We start from the raw sequence: 14,170 nt of genomic DNA, 5'->3' as shown, positions 1-14,170 counted from the left end.
GCCAAGATCATCACCGCCGCCGCTTACTACCATCTGGTGGAAAGCGGCGAGAAGTCGCTGGACGCGGAGCTGGGAAGTTTCGATGCCGCGTTCCAGCTCAAGGCCATGGTCAACACCAGCAGCGATGATTCCTGGCTGCTGCTGATGCAGGACATCGGCTACCCGCGGCTGATCGAGTACGCGGCGTCGATCGGCATCAGCTACGACCCGGAAGAGAACCTTCTGACCCCGGCCGCGATGGCACTGCTGCTCAAGCAGCTCTACGCCGGGCAGCTGCTTAGCCCTGAGCACACCGACGAGCTGCTGGGCTTCATGCAGGACACCAACGACGATGAACTGATCCCCGCGGCCGTGCCGCAGGGCATCACGGTGAACCACAAGTACGGGGTGGTGCAGGGCTACGTCCACGACGCCGCGGTCCTGCGCTCCGGTGATGCCGCCTACGCGGTGGCGATTTACACCTGGGGTGAGGAGGACGCGGACAGCCCGGACCGGATCGGCGTGATCCACCAGGTGACGACGGCGGTCACCGGGGCCTTGTTCCGGCGGTAACACTCCGAAAGCTTGGCGCGAGGGGTGGCGCGGACCCCGCTACAGGGGCAACATGGAGAACACCGGGTCCAACGCCAATCGCGGATGCCGGAACTTCGCGCACGGACACTTAGCAATGCCCGCGCTATGCCCGTCCTTCGGGCCGATCGGGGCTGCTGGGGCTCCTGACTTTGCTCCCAGCTCATGCAGGGGTCGATGTGATCCGCATACTCATCGCCGAAGACGAAGAACGCATCTCCCGGTTCATCGAAAAGGGCCTGCGGGCCGCCGGCTTCGCTCCGACCGTTGTGACCGACGGTGTCACGGCCGTGGACTACGCCTCCAGCGGCCAGTTCGACCTCCTGCTCCTCGACGTCGGGCTCCCCCGCCTCGACGGCTTCACCGTGCTGACCGCGCTGCGCAAGAACGGGGTGGATCTTCCGGTCATCATCCTCACCGCCCGGAGCTCCGCCGCGGACACCGTCGCCGGCTTGGACGGCGGCGCCGACGACTACATGACCAAGCCGTTCCGCTTCGAAGAACTCGTGGCCCGGATCAGGCGCCGCGTCCGCCCGGGCGAAAACAACGACCCTCCTGCGGACCACATCATCCGCTACGGCATCCTGGAACTGAACCTCCACACCCGCACCGTAAGCGTCGGGGACAGGACGGTCGAACTGTCCGCCCGCGAGTTCGCGCTGGTCGAAATGTTCCTGCTCCATCCCGGGCAGGTCCTGAGCCGTCAACAACTTCTGAGCCATGTGTGGGGCTACGACTTTGACGGGACATCCAACGTGGTGGACGTCTACGTGCGCCAGTTACGGCAAAAGATCGGCGCGGACCACATCGTCACGACACGCGGTGCCGGATACCGGCTGGCCAGGGAAGGGGAATCGTGACGTCCCCGGACTTGGACCCGTCCGGCTGGAGCGCGAAGTTCCATTCGGTGCGTTTCCGGGTGGTGGCCGCCATGCTGGGCATGATGCTCGCCGGGCTGGTGAGTGCGGGACTGATCGCCTTCATTGTCCAGTTCCAGGACTCCGACGCCCGGGTTGACCAGGCAATTCTGGACAAGGGCAATTCACTGGTCAAACTGGTTGAGACCAACAACGATGCCAGCAGCGATTCGTACAGCAACAAGCTCCGCGACTCGGCCGAGGACATCGCACCCCGCAGCAACGAAGTCATGGCCGCAATCGTTGACGGGCGCATTGAGTGGATCAAAGAAGGGAATCCCGATGAGCCTCTCTTGGACCAAGCCGTGCGACCCGCCGCAACCCAGCTCCCTAACCCCGCAGCCGCAGTCTTCGACGAGTTCAACGCCGGCGGCCGTCCGCTCAGAACCGTCGTCCTGCCGGTGAAGGATGCGACGGCTCAAAGCACCGGGACGTATTTGTTGCTTGGCCGGGACGCCTCCGACCAAAGAGACCACAATCTCGCCTCCGTCCAGACGTACGCCGTCGTAGCGGCYGGCACGCTGCTCGCCGCGGCCCTGATCGGCGGGCTGGTGGCCGGGCGTCTGCTGGATCCGCTCCGCCGCCTGCGCGAAGCCACCCGCGTGGTCAGCCACGAGGACCTCACCCAGCGGGTGGAAGTGCGCGACGGCGAGGACGACGTGACGCTCCTGACCAAGACCTTCAACACCATGCTGGAACGGCTCGATGAGGGCGCCCGGCAGCAGCAACAGTTCCTGGACGACGCCGGCCACGAGCTGCGAACCCCCCTCACGATTCTCCGCGGACACCTGGAACTCGTCTCGGTCGACGACCCCGCCGATGTGATAGCCACGAGGGAGGTGCTGCTCGAAGAGCTGGACCGGATGCAGCGACTCGTGGATGACCTGCTGGTCCTCGCCAACGCCGGCCACCCCGACTTCATCAGGAAAGCGCCCATCCGGATCCCCGAATTCCTCCAACAGGTGATGGAAAAAATCCGTGTCCTCGCGGACCGCCGCTGGCGGATCGATGAGAGCGCCGACTACGTGGTGGAGGCCGACCCCCAGCGCCTCACCCAGGCCCTCGTCCAGCTGGCCGCCAACGCCGTCAAGTACACCGGGAGCTCCTCCACGATCGCCCTGGGCAGCAGGATCGAAGGTCCGACGGCGCCGGACGGCACCCCGCTGGCCGGTTTTGACACGCTTGTGCTGTGGGTGCGGGACACCGGCGCCGGCATCGAGGTGAAGGACCAGCAGCGGATCTTTGAGCGTTTCGGCCGGGCCCGCCCGGGGCGCGGGGAGGAAGGCTCGGGCCTCGGCCTGGCCATCGTGGCTGCTATCGCCGAAGCCCACGGCGGCACGGCTACCGTGGAATCAGCCTACGGCCAGGGATCACGCTTCATGATCCGGGTCCCGCTGCAGACCGTTGGCGTGAAACTCTGAACCGATAGCATCGGTGCCGCTTTTCATGAGAACTCCTTCATCTTCCCCTCATCCCTCCCTCACGCTTGCGGTGCAGGCTGGTGCTAGACATCAACCACCGCTGGCAGGGAATACCCCTGAGTTGCGGGCCGTGTGTTTGGAGGACCGCAATGGATCCGATGCGAATAGTGCTCTACTCACATGATTCGGTGGGCCTTGGGCATGTGCGCCGGAATCTGGCGCTGGCGCACGCCCTGAACAATCAACTTCCGGGACTGACCGGCCGTCCCGTCACCGGCATCCTCATCACCGGAACCGCGCATGCGCCCGCGTTCCAAGCGCCGGACGGCTGGGACTGGGTACTGCTTCCCGGCGTGGGCAAAAGCCCGGAGGGCTATCTGCCTCGAAACCTCGCGATGCCCATGCACGAGCTTGTGTCCATGCGGGCACGGCTGCTTAAAGCGGTCCTGGCCGGGTTCCGCCCGCATCTGGTGATTGTGGACCGCCATGCGACCGGGGTGCACCGCGAACTGGAATCCGCCTTGCGGCATGCCCGCTCGGGCGCCCCTGTGCGGGTGGTGCTGGGGCTCCGGGAAGTCCTGGATTCCCCCGACGTCGCTTTCAGCGAGTGGGCCCGCTTTGGCGGACCGCGGCTGGTCAAGGCCTTGTTCGATGAGATCTGGATCTACGGCGACCCCGCCGTCCACGATCCCGTGGCGGCCGGCGAAATTCCCTTCTCCCTCCGGAAGCTCATCCGCTACACCGGTTATCTGGCCGAGGGACGGCCTCCCGGCTCCGGAACCAGTTGCATGCCCGGCCCCTACTGCCTGACGACGGTCGGCGGCGGCTCAGACGGCCACGCCCTGGCCAGAGTGGCGGTTGCCGCCCACGTGCCGGAGGGCCTGGGACACCTGATCGTGGCGGGGCCCGAGATGCCGGTTGAGCAGCTCAACGACTTGCGGCAGCAGGCCGGCCCCGGCGTCAAGGTTGTCCCCACGGTCGATGACCTCATCTACCATCTCCGCAACGCGGCCGCCGTCGTTTCGATGGGCGGCTACAACACGGTGTGCGAGATCATGAGCACGAACGTCCCCGCCCTGATCGTGCCCCGCACCCAAGCCCGGGCCGAACAGCGCATCCGGGCCACGTCGCTGGCCAACGCCGGCTATTTGGAACAACAGGACATCGGCACGCTGACCCCCGACATCTTCGGCTGCTGGCTCGCGGCGAGGCTCGGCACCACGGTGGATCGCCGTCGGGCGGTCCTCGACGGGCTGATCCGGGTTCCGCAATTGGCGGCCCAGTTGCTCCAGCCGCTGTTCCGTCCGAACGCCAGCGACCCCGCACTCAGTCCTAAAGAAGGCGCCGGCCGTGTCGCCGTCTGAGCCGGGGACTGCCTACGTCCTCAAGATGTACCCGCGGTTCTCCGAGACTTTCATCGTGTCCGAGATCCTGGCCCGGGAAGCGGCCGGCGACCGGATCGAGATCTTCTCGCTGCTGCCGCCCAACGATCCCCGGTTCCACTCTGAACTCGCCCGGGTCCGGGCGCCGGTGACCTACATTGGCCGGCCGTTAAAGACGTCCGAGCTCTGGGAGAGCTTTCAGGCGGCCGACACGGCCGGGCTGACCGGCGCGCTGGGCAGGAATTTCGGCGAGCTCGCGGCCGCCGCGCCGGACGACGCCGTGCGTGCCATCAACCTGGCCGTTGCCCTGCAACATCACAACATCCGGCACATGCACGTCCACTTCGCCTCGGGAGCCACGAGTGTCGCCCGGCTGGCTTCGGCCATCACGGGTATCCCGTACTCGTTCACCGCCCACGCCGTCGACATCTTCCATGACTCGGTCAGCAGCGAGGACCTCCGGATCAAACTCGAACAGGCCCATCACGCCGTGACGATCAGCCGCTTCAATCTGCGCTACCTGCGCAAGCGCTTCCCCGCTTCGACCGCGCGGCTTCATTTGGTGCGCAACGGCCTGGACCTGGACCGCTTCCCGTACCGGGATCCGCTCCCGCTCGGCGGCACGGTGCGGATCGCCGCCGTCGGGCGCCTGGTGGAAAAGAAGGGATTCCAGCACCTGCTGCCCGCCGCAGCCGAACTCCTGGCGGAGGGTTTCCGCTTGGACCTGCGCATCGCCGGAACCGGGGTGCTGGCCGACGAGCTCGAGGCCACGATCGAACGCCTCGGGCTCGCTGACCACGTCCGGCTGATCGGAGCCCAGACCCAGGACCAGGTCCATGAGCTGCTCGAATCGTCCGACATCTTTATTGCCCCCTGCATCGTCGCGGCGGACGGCAATGCAGACGGGATGCCCACGGTCCTCCTGGAAGCGATGGCCGCCGGCGTTCCCTGCATCAGCACGGCCGTCACCGGTATCCCGGAAGTGGTCCGTAACGGTTCAACCGGGATCCTGGCGCGGCCGGCAAATTCGCACGTCCTGGCCCGTGCCATCCAGAAGATGAGCTCTCCCGGCACCGACCGTGTCTCGATGACCCGCAACGCCCGGACGCTGATCGAGCAGGACTTCGACGTCCGGCGGCAGGCCGAACTGCTGCGGTCCCTCGCCCTCGCGGAACGGAGGGTCGCCTGATGCGCGTGGCCTATATCTGCGCAGACCCCGGCGTGCCCGTCTTCGGCACCAAGGGCTCCTCCGTGCATGTCCAGGAAATCGTCCGGGCCTGGCGGGTGGCAGGCGCCAACGTCACGGTCTACTGCGCCCGGCTGGGAACCGACCGGCCCGACGACCTCGACGACCTCGACGTCGTCGAAGTCCAGCCGGACAGCGTCCCCGGGCCCGCCCGCGAACAGGCACTCGAGAACGCCGCGCTGGCCCTGGTTGACCAGGTCCTGCGGCAAGGCTGCGGCCTCGTGTACGAACGCTATTCGCTGTTCAGCCCGGCGCTTTCGGTGCTGGCCCGCGTGCTGGACATCCCCTCGGTACTGGAGGTCAACGCCCCCCTGATCGAGGAACAACAGAAGTACCGCGAACTGCTGGACATCAGGAAGGCCGAAACGATCCTCCGGCGCAATGCCGGGACCGCCGACGTCGTGGCCTGCGTTTCGGAGCCGGTGGTCCGCTGGGTGCAAGCCCGGGTGCCCGGCGCCCGGACGATCTTGGCGCCGAACGGCGTCAACACCGAACGCATCACGGCGCGCCGCCCCGGCCGTAAGAACCCCGACCACCTCACCGTGGCCTTTGTCGGAACGCTGAAGCCCTGGCACGGGGTGCCGGACCTGCTGCAGGCCGTCGCACTGGCGAATTCCACCGCCCCCGGGCCGGGCCTCCGGTGGACGGTGCGGATCATCGGCGACGGGCCGGGCCGGACGGAACTGGAACAGCTCGCCGGCTCGCTGCGGGTGGAGACGGAGTTCACCGGTGCGGTCCGGCCTGCGGACGTGCCGGCCCTGCTTCATGAGTGCGACGCCGCCGCGGCGCCCTACCCCGCGCAAGAAGAGGGACGGGACGACTACTTTTCGCCCCTGAAGGTCTACGAGTACATGGCCGCTTCGATGCCGATCATCGCGAGCGCCGTGGGCCAGATACCGTCGATCCTGGAGGACGGACGCACGGGCATCCTGGTTCCCCCGTCGCAGCCCGCGGCCCTCGCCGCCGCTCTGACCCGGGTGGCGGATGATCCTGCCCTGCGCGAAGGTCTCGGCAGCCGGGCCCGCGAAGAGGCCGAAAAGCGCTTCAGTTGGAACGGGGTCCTCTCCCGCATCACGGCGGCACTGCCGGTCCCGTGGCAGGCGGCTTGGCCATGACCGTGCCCAGGCACGTACCGACACGAACCCCGCAGGGACTGTGGCGGTGGAGGCGGCGCGGCCAAGGGGACAAACCAGTCTCCGGGCTCCGCCGCACCTTGCGGTGCGTCGGACCGCATCTGCGCGAACATCGGTTGCGGATGGTCATCGGATTCGCTGCCCTGGCCGCCGACGTCCTGTTTCGCTTGCTGGAGCCATGGCCGGTGAAACTCGTGATCGACGCCGTGACGCGCTCGCTCGGCGCGACCATCAAGAGGCCCGGGCCCACCCTCGAAGCCAACACGCAGACGCTGCTGCTGTGCGGCGCCGCGATTGTGGTCATCAGCGTCCTGCGTGCCATCGCCAACTACTGGTCCGCCATCTCCTTCGCTCTCGTCGGTTCCCGGGTCGCGGCCGACCTCCGTGCCCGCACGTTCCGCCACGTCCAGGGCCTGTCCATGCGGCACCACACGCGGGCGTCCTCCGGAGACACCGTCCAGCGGCTTGTCAGTGATGTCTCGCGCCTGCAGGACGTCGCCGTTACCGCCGGTCTGCCGATGCTGGGCAACGCCGTCACGCTCGTGGCCATGACCGTCATCATGCTGTGGCTTGACCCGATGCTGGCGCTGGTCGTCTTCCTGGCGGCCGGCATTTTCGCCCTCTTGTCGCGTCGGAGTTCGGGCTCGATTACGAAGGCAGCGGGTAAATCCCGCAAAGGTGAGGGAGCCTTGGCGACCACGGCCGCCCAGACTCTCGGGGCCATGCGTGAAGTGCAGGCCTACGGGCTTGAGGACACCATCAGCTCCAGCTTCCGGAAGAGCAACGCGGCCACACTAGGGACCGGCGTCGCCGCACTCCGGCTGGCCGCCGGCCTTGAACGGCGCACCGACGTGCTGATCGGCTTCGCCACGGCAATCGTCCTGGCCGGAGGCGGCTGGCGCGTGCTGGACCACTCGATCAGCCCCGGGGACCTGGTCGTCTTCCTCACCTACCTGAAGACCGGAATGAAGCCGCTGAAGGATCTTGCCAAGCAAACCAGCCGGATCGCGCAGGCCACGGCGTCCGGCGAGCGCGTGGCGGACCTGCTCGAGGCCGAGACGGATCTGCCCGAGCTTCCTGATGCCCGGCCGCTGGAAAGCAGCCACCCCGATGTCGTCTTCGAGGACGTCTCCGCCGGCCACGGCGAGGGGACCACCGTGCTGCACGGGATCAACCTGACGATTCCGGCCGGCGAGCGCCTGGCCATCCTCGGCCCGTCCGGTGCCGGAAAATCAACCCTGGCCAGCCTGATCCTGCGCATGATCGACCCCACCACCGGCACGGTCCGGGTGGGCGGCGAGAACCTGAAGGAGCTTCAGACCGCCTCGGTGCGCGCCCACGTCTCAATCCTGCTCCAGGACTCCGTCCTCTTCGGAAACACCGTGCGGGAGAACATCCGGTTTGGGCGCCTGGACGCCTCCGATGAAGACATCGAGCACGCCGCCGCGCTGGCCCAGGCGGACGACTTTATCCGTGCCCTTCCGGATGGCTACGACACGGTTTTGGGGGAAGCGGCCAAGGATCTCTCCGGCGGGCAGCGGCAGCGGATAGCGATCGCCCGTGCCATCCTCCGGCAGGCGCCGATCGTCATCCTGGACGAGGCAACCGCAGGGTTGGATCCGGCCTCCCGGGAATCGATACTGGATGCCTTGGAGGTCCTGACCCGCGGACGGACCTCGATCACGATCACCCACGATGCGTTCGCCGCACGCCTTGCCGACCGGGTCATCTGGCTCGAAGACGGGCGCATCCTCGAGGAAGGCCGTCCGCTGGAGCTGCTGCAGGATCCAGACAGCCGGTTCAGTAGGTGGTTGGGAGATCCGCCCACCACCCGGGCATCGGAGGAGCACGCAGAGGAGGATGACGGACAGCGGGTGGCGCTCCAGGACGTTGAGGTGCCCACGTGACTGCCTTGCGGATGCCTTTGCGCGTGGCCGACGTCTCGCTCGCCGGCCGGGACGACCGGCTGCCCTGCCTGGCCGTGGTCCTCGACGACGATTTGCTCTCCGAAGTCCTGGCGGAACCGGTCAGCATCACCCGGGTCCGGTACAAGCCGGGCACGTCGGCGCTCGTTGCCTTCCGCCGAACTCGTGACGGCACGGCAGAATATGGCTGGGCCCTCACGACGCGCGGCAACGTCAAGCTGGACGGACGTGCCCGGAAGTCCGAGCGGCGCGGCGGGGGCCTGCGCCTCCTGCGGGCTCCCCCGCCCCACACCGACGCGTTGATCGCCGTCGGCGGGATCGAGGACGACTGGGCACTGGGCGATAATCTGCGCTGGCTTTCCGTACCGGGACTGGAAGAGCTCGGCGCCTTGCCGCGGCCCGGAACGGGACTCCTCGCCGGCGCCACGGTGTTGCGCTACAAGCCCGAGCGGCGTGTTGTCCTGCTGCAGCCGCACGAGGATGCGCCGATCGTGATCAAGACCGCGGCCCATCCCGCCGGCGAGAGCGTGCACCGCCTCCAGCAGCGTCTGCGGCACCACGGAGTTCCTGTGTTGCCCATCCTCGGCGGTGCTGATTGCCTGGACCACGGCACCAGCGCCAGCCCGCTCTGGGGCGACCGGGATCTGGCGGCCAGCAACGACCCGGCCAGTGCCCGCCGGGCCGGCGAAGCCCTCGCCCGGCTGCACAGCATCCCGGCGGACGACGACGGCCCCGGCCGCCCCGCCGGGCCCGAAGCCCTCGTGGAGCGCCAACTCGCGGTAACCAGCGCCATGGTTACGGCGCTCGTCCCGGCGCTGGAACAGCGGGCCGCACGCGTGGCGGCCCGGATCCGCCGTAGTTTGGCAGACGCTGACCGCGCCGACGGCGGGGCCGCCGTCGTCGTCCATGGAGACTTCTCCGCTGACCAGGTGCTGGTCAGCGGATCCGAGGTCCGCCTGATCGACTTTGACCGTGCCCGTGCGGGAGTTCCGGAAGCCGATCTGGGCTCCTTCGCCGCCGTCGAGGAAATGAGCCGCTGGCGTGGGGCCACCGCGGGGCCGCCGCGCTTAGCACCCCTGCTGGCGGGTTACGTGGCTGCGGGTGGCCGGTTCCTGCCCGAAGCGGCGGACGCCTGGACGGCGTTGCGGCTGTTCGCCGGGTGTGTGGACCCGTTCCGGGACCGGTGCCCTGACTGGGCCGCGGACCTGTTCCGGCACCTCGACAGGGCCTCGGAGCTGGTCCCATGAGCTGGCTTCCGCCGCTGCCGAAATCGGCCGTGGACGATTCCGGGCGTACCTGGCAGGTCCGCCGGGCATGGCCGGACAGGACCCCGGGCGACTACAAACTGGAGGTCACGGCGGCCGGCGCGGCCGGCGTCAGGGCGGCCCACCTCCGGTCCGGGCACTTTGAGTTGGTCCCCCGGGACGACCCCGGACTGCCGGCCCTCCTGGCCGAAGCGCGCCACGGTGAGATCATCGCCCACCGGCCGCACACGCGCGCCGTGGTGCGGGCAGACGGGTGCTACATCAAGATCTTCCGCCCCGGCGAGGCGACAGTGCCCGCCGAACGCTGCGCACAAACGGAGATCCTGCTGGACGCCGGCCCGTTCAGCGCGCCCAGGGTCCTGCGGAGCTCGGCGGATGTCATCGTTTTCAGTCCCCTGCACGGACGAACCCTGGGTGATTTGGGGAAGGACGGCATCACGGTCAGTGACGAAGCACTGGCCCCGCTGTGGGAGAACTGGTCGATCGCCTGGACCTCCCAGGTGGGTGCCGGCCACGACACCGCCGGGCTGGCCGCCTTGGCCGCGCTGCCGGTCCACTCGCCCGAGGTTGAAGTAGCCGATATGTGGCGGTGGGTGGACCGCTGGCTGCGTCACTACGGGGACCTGCCGGAAGCGTCCTCGCCACGTGCTGCGTTGTGCGGCTGGGCCGTGTACGTGACGGAGGAACTGCTCGGGTCCGCACCCGACCCGCTAATTTGGGCCCACGGCGACCTGCACGACAAGCAGATCATCGCCATCGACGGCGGATTCGCCCTCGGGTTGCTCGACTTCGACGACACGGCACGGGCCGAGGCCGCCCTCGATCTGGCCAATTTGGACGTGCACCTGGAGTTCCTGGAGCGCCAGGAGCGCCTTGCGGCGGCCCGCTACCTCACGGGCCACCGGCAGGTAATGGCCGCCGCTGCCCGGTTGCAGGTCAGTCCGGACAGGTTCCGTGCCTATTCCGACGCCGCCTGGCTGCGTCTGGCCTGCTCGCCGTTGCCGGGGCGCTTGTTCCTGGCCCTCGCCGCGCTCGACGAGCGAGCCACGCCGCCGGTCCGCCGCGCCCAGGAGCTGATGACATGAGCTGGCACCCGCCCGTCCCCCTCTCCGTCCACGACGCGGACGGAGAGCTCTGGCCGGTCCGGCGGRCCTGGCCGGGACCCACCGCGGGCGACTACATCCTGGAGCTGGCGGCGCCCGGGCGGGCGGGCGTCCGGGCCGCGCATCTCCGGGCCGGAGCGCTGGAGCTGCTGCCCGACGGCGGCGACCGGCGCCTGCCCGGCCTCGCGCAGGTGGAACCGCTGGGCGAGGTGGTGGTACACCGGGCCCACAAGCGGGCTGTCGTCAGGACCGGCGACCGCTATTACAAGATCTTCCGGCCCCGTCAGTCCGACGAAGCCGCGGACCGGCACACCCGGACGAACGCTTTCCTGGCTGCCGGGGACTTCCTGAGTCCTGACGTGGTTTCCTACACCCGGGGCTGCCTCCTCCTCACCGCCCTCCCCGGCCGCTCCCTGTTCGAGCTGGGAAGCGACCCGGACGCCAGCGACGCCGAGTTTGAGAAAATCTGGCAAAAATGGTCCCGCTGCTGGGTCCGCCAACAGTCCCTGTCCGGCACCGCCGCGCACCGGGCGTCCATGGCGGCGCTGGCACCCCGCACGGCCGCCGTCGAACTCGAAAATCTGCAACGGATGGTGGACCTCTGGCTGCTGCACGCCAGGGACCTGCCGGCGGCGCGGGCCGAGCGGGAGGCCGTGGCCGCGGCCGCGGTGCAGATCGCCCAACAGTTGCTGCGCACCGAGCCTGATCCGCTGGTCTGGTCCCACGGGGACCTCCATGACAAGCAGATATTCGCCACGGCGCCCGACGCTCCCCTGGGGCTGCTGGATTTCGACGAGTCCGGGGTCGCCGAAGCCGGCGTCGACCTGGCCAACCTTGCCGTTCACCTGCGCCTGCGCCTGCGGCAACGGCGCCTGACCGCCGAGCGGTACCGGACCGCGCACTGCCAGGTCATCGCCGCCGCCGAGGAACTGCGGGTCACGCCGGCCCGCTTCGACGCCTACGCCAACGCGGCCAGCCTGCGGCTCGGCTGCCTCTACTCCTTCAGGCCCCAGTGGGCCGCCTTGGCCGGGGATCTCCTGCACGAGGCATCCCGGCGTCGAGCAGTTCCTGCAATCCCCGCTTGAAGCCGGACCGGCCGCCGTGTGCCGGGTGCCGAATTTTCGGCGCGTCGAAGCCGCTCCGCTGCAGGCTGCGGTGTGCCACATTCCCCACCGCCACCACGGTCTCGATCGCAAACACCTCGGCCAGGGCCTGCCAGAACGGGCTTCCCAAGGCCGCCTCGGAGGCCGTGGGCGTGCGGTTGGAGAGCGGCAGGCCGGGCTTGTGGGTATGCCACGGACACGCACTCCAGAGCAGCGGAAGGAAGTCCAGCTCAGCAAGGACCTCCCACATCACCGTGGCCGTCGGTTCAGCGGCAACACTGTCAGGGTCCGGCGGCAGCACGTACCCCTTTCCAGGCCCGAACAGGYCGAACCCGTCACTGCCCTGCTCGAGGATGGTGCGGCTGGTGAAGGGAATGCCGGTGATCTTCATGCCCCTGAACCCGGGGGCCTCGCCGACCAGCAGCACCTTCGGTGCGCGATCCAGCATTTCCTGCAGGTAGACCGCCAGGTTCCGCCGCCGGAGCCCATTCCCGGCCACGGTGTGATCAAAGAAGTTGGCGCAGCCGGGCCCTGTTTGCACGGCGGCGAGCCGGTCGACGAAGGCCGTGATGGAGGATGAAGTCATGTGGTGCCGCTTCCTTGGCTCGTAGCCCGACCAGACTACCGGGGCCACTCGGCCGAGGGCACCACCCCCCCCGGGCCTCTAGCATGGGGACATGACGGACATGACCATCTTTACGGTGGGGCACTCCACTCACCCCATCGACGAATTCATCGGCCTGCTCAGGGCCCACGGGATCAAGAAGCTGATCGACGTGCGGACCGTGCCGAAGTCGCGGCACAATCCGCAGTTCAACGCGGACGAACTGGCAGCGAGCGTGCGTGCCAGCGGGATCACCTACCGGCGGATGGAATCCCTCGGCGGCCTGCGGCACACCACCAAAGACAGTCCCAACGTCGCCTGGCGGAATGCTTCGTTCCGCGGCTACGCGGACTACATGCAGACCGCGGACTTTGCCGACGCCGTCGGCCAGCTGATCGAACACGGCCGGACCAACGATGCGGCCATCATGTGCGCGGAAGCCGTCCCGTGGCGCTGCCACCGCTCGCTGATCGGCGACGCGCTCTTGGTCCGGGATGTCGAGGTGCTGGACATCATGACGGAGAAATCCGCCAAACCCCACGCCCTGACCTCCTTCGCCCGGGTCGACGGCGACCGGGTGTGGTATCCGGCAGAGCAGCCGGATGCCACCGACCCGGGCACGCCGGGCACCTAGAAGACGGCGCCGGTCACGGCCCGGGTGAGCTGGTGGATGACGTCGGTCCGCTGCGGGATGTCTGCGTCGCTGTCGCCTTTGGTGTAGATGACGAGGGCGTAGGCGCTGCCGTTCTTGGCGAGGACTCCGGCGTCGTGCAATTCCCCGTCCAGCAGCCCGTATTTGTGAAAGACCTCGACGTCGGCGGGGGCCGCCGCGGGTATCAGCGATTCATAGTTGGTGTTCTGCATGTAGGACAACAACTCCGCGGTGTCGTCCTTATCGAGCAGCTTCCCCGAGTAGAGCCCAGCCATGACGCGGGCCATCTCGGCGGGAGTCAGGGTGTTGGATTCCGGGCTGTAGTTGACCCCGATCGACGACGCGTAGTCGCTGAGCTGCTGGTGGCCGACGGCGTCCATGATCAGGGACCAGGAGTCGTTGTCGCTGTCCTGGATCATCTCCTTGAGCTGGAACCCGGCGGTCCAGTCCCCCATCGGCTCGTTGAGGGACGCACCGCCCGATTCGACCAGGTGGTAATAGGCCGCGGCGGCCAGGACCTTCGCGGTGCTCGCTGCCTCGAACGCCTGCTGGACGCCGTAGTCGTGCTCTGTGCCGTCTGCCAGATCGATCAGGGACACACCGATCTGGTACTCGCCGTTGGCGTCGATGATGCCATTCAGCTCGGCGTCCAGAGCCGGACTGACGCCTGCCGCTGCCGCTGGAGCCGCCGGGGCGGTCGGCGGCGCCGCCGTGGCCGACGTCGTCGGGCGCCCCGCTGCTGAGCGGGCCTCCGCCGAGGTGTATACGGTGGCCGCCAACGTGACGGCGAGGACTGCGGTACACGCCCCCAGCAGGAGTCGGCGGCGCGCCCTGTGGGAGCGCCTGTTC

At 68.3% G+C, this 14,170-nt stretch carries 13 protein-coding genes; 11 read left to right on the top strand and 2 right to left on the bottom strand.

From position 1 onward, the window contains the following. From AB4Y86_RS02240 to AB4Y86_RS02195, 10 genes are all read left to right on the top strand, one after another. Window positions 1-552: serine hydrolase (locus tag AB4Y86_RS02240; RefSeq protein WP_441399809.1), on the top strand; the 552-nt coding region annotated here is incomplete at its 5' end. A gap of 197 nt (window positions 553-749) precedes the next feature. Further along, complete coding sequence (locus AB4Y86_RS02235) at window positions 750-1,430, top strand: response regulator transcription factor (RefSeq protein WP_441399808.1); 681 nt, start codon at window positions 750-752, stop codon at window positions 1,428-1,430. Further along, the gene (locus tag AB4Y86_RS02230; protein ID WP_441399807.1) at window positions 1,427-2,908 is read left to right on the top strand and encodes an ATP-binding protein; all 1,482 of its coding nucleotides are present in this window, start codon (window positions 1,427-1,429) and stop codon (window positions 2,906-2,908) included. Before AB4Y86_RS02235 ends, AB4Y86_RS02230 begins: the two co-directional genes overlap by 4 nt. A 149-nt stretch (window positions 2,909-3,057) precedes the next feature. Continuing rightward, window positions 3,058-4,272: a glycosyltransferase family protein gene (locus AB4Y86_RS02225; RefSeq protein ID WP_441399806.1), complete on the top strand. Its 1,215-nt coding sequence runs from the start codon at window positions 3,058-3,060 to the stop codon at window positions 4,270-4,272. Next, window positions 4,259-5,479, top strand: coding sequence for a glycosyltransferase (locus tag AB4Y86_RS02220; protein ID WP_441399805.1), 1,221 nt, complete (start codon window positions 4,259-4,261; stop codon window positions 5,477-5,479). The genes AB4Y86_RS02225 and AB4Y86_RS02220 overlap by 14 nt, the downstream gene beginning before the upstream one ends. Continuing rightward, window positions 5,479-6,651: a glycosyltransferase family 4 protein gene (locus AB4Y86_RS02215; RefSeq protein ID WP_441399804.1), complete on the top strand. Its 1,173-nt coding sequence runs from the start codon at window positions 5,479-5,481 to the stop codon at window positions 6,649-6,651. Before AB4Y86_RS02220 ends, AB4Y86_RS02215 begins: the two co-directional genes overlap by 1 nt. 140 nt (window positions 6,652-6,791) lie before the next feature. Then, on the top strand, window positions 6,792-8,576 hold the full coding sequence (locus AB4Y86_RS02210; RefSeq protein WP_441399803.1) for an ABC transporter ATP-binding protein: 1,785 nt from the start codon (window positions 6,792-6,794) through the stop codon (window positions 8,574-8,576). Further along, on the top strand, window positions 8,573-9,841 hold the full coding sequence (locus tag AB4Y86_RS02205; protein WP_441399802.1) for an aminoglycoside phosphotransferase family protein: 1,269 nt from the start codon (window positions 8,573-8,575) through the stop codon (window positions 9,839-9,841). The genes AB4Y86_RS02210 and AB4Y86_RS02205 overlap by 4 nt, the downstream gene beginning before the upstream one ends. Further along, window positions 9,838-10,944, top strand: coding sequence for a phosphotransferase (locus AB4Y86_RS02200; RefSeq protein WP_441399801.1), 1,107 nt, complete (start codon window positions 9,838-9,840; stop codon window positions 10,942-10,944). The genes AB4Y86_RS02205 and AB4Y86_RS02200 overlap by 4 nt, the downstream gene beginning before the upstream one ends. Beyond that, on the top strand, window positions 10,941-12,047 hold the full coding sequence (locus tag AB4Y86_RS02195) for a phosphotransferase (RefSeq protein ID WP_441399800.1): 1,107 nt from the start codon (window positions 10,941-10,943) through the stop codon (window positions 12,045-12,047). The genes AB4Y86_RS02200 and AB4Y86_RS02195 overlap by 4 nt, the downstream gene beginning before the upstream one ends. Here the strand turns inward: AB4Y86_RS02195 and AB4Y86_RS02190 are convergent. After that, window positions 11,965-12,651 carry a uracil-DNA glycosylase gene (locus AB4Y86_RS02190; RefSeq protein ID WP_441399799.1) on the bottom strand — a complete coding sequence of 229 codons (687 nt, stop codon included), beginning with the start codon at window positions 12,649-12,651 and terminating at the stop codon, window positions 11,965-11,967. The two genes, AB4Y86_RS02195 and AB4Y86_RS02190, sit on opposite strands and share 83 nt — an antisense overlap. Window positions 12,652-12,742: 91 nt before the next feature. On the opposite strand from AB4Y86_RS02190, the gene AB4Y86_RS02185 reads away from it, so the two are divergent. Beyond that, window positions 12,743-13,303 carry a DUF488 domain-containing protein gene (locus AB4Y86_RS02185; protein WP_441399798.1) on the top strand — a complete coding sequence of 187 codons (561 nt, stop codon included), beginning with the start codon at window positions 12,743-12,745 and terminating at the stop codon, window positions 13,301-13,303. On the opposite strand, the gene AB4Y86_RS02180 is transcribed toward AB4Y86_RS02185, so the two are convergent. Continuing rightward, on the bottom strand, window positions 13,300-14,170 hold an 871-nt coding region (locus AB4Y86_RS02180), incomplete at its 5' end, for a serine hydrolase (RefSeq protein ID WP_441399797.1). The two genes, AB4Y86_RS02185 and AB4Y86_RS02180, sit on opposite strands and share 4 nt — an antisense overlap.

The organism is Arthrobacter sp. 2YAF22_2, from assembly GCF_052114645.1.
GTDB lineage: Bacteria > Actinomycetota > Actinomycetes > Actinomycetales > Micrococcaceae > Arthrobacter.
This window is presented reverse-complemented; position numbering and strand designations above follow the sequence as displayed.

Excerpts from the sequence above, each read along its gene's own strand:
- AB4Y86_RS02225 (WP_441399806.1), top strand. The coding sequence starts at position 3,058 with ATGGATCCGATGCGAATAGTGCTCTACTCACATGATTCGGTGGGCCTT.
- AB4Y86_RS02215 (WP_441399804.1), top strand. The coding sequence starts at position 5,479 with ATGCGCGTGGCCTATATCTGCGCAGACCCCGGCGTGCCCGTCTTCGGC.
- AB4Y86_RS02210 (WP_441399803.1), top strand. The coding sequence starts at position 6,792 with ATGGTCATCGGATTCGCTGCCCTGGCCGCCGACGTCCTGTTTCGCTTG.
- AB4Y86_RS02200 (WP_441399801.1), top strand. The coding sequence starts at position 9,838 with ATGAGCTGGCTTCCGCCGCTGCCGAAATCGGCCGTGGACGATTCCGGG.
- AB4Y86_RS02185 (WP_441399798.1), top strand. The coding sequence starts at position 12,743 with ATGACGGACATGACCATCTTTACGGTGGGGCACTCCACTCACCCCATC.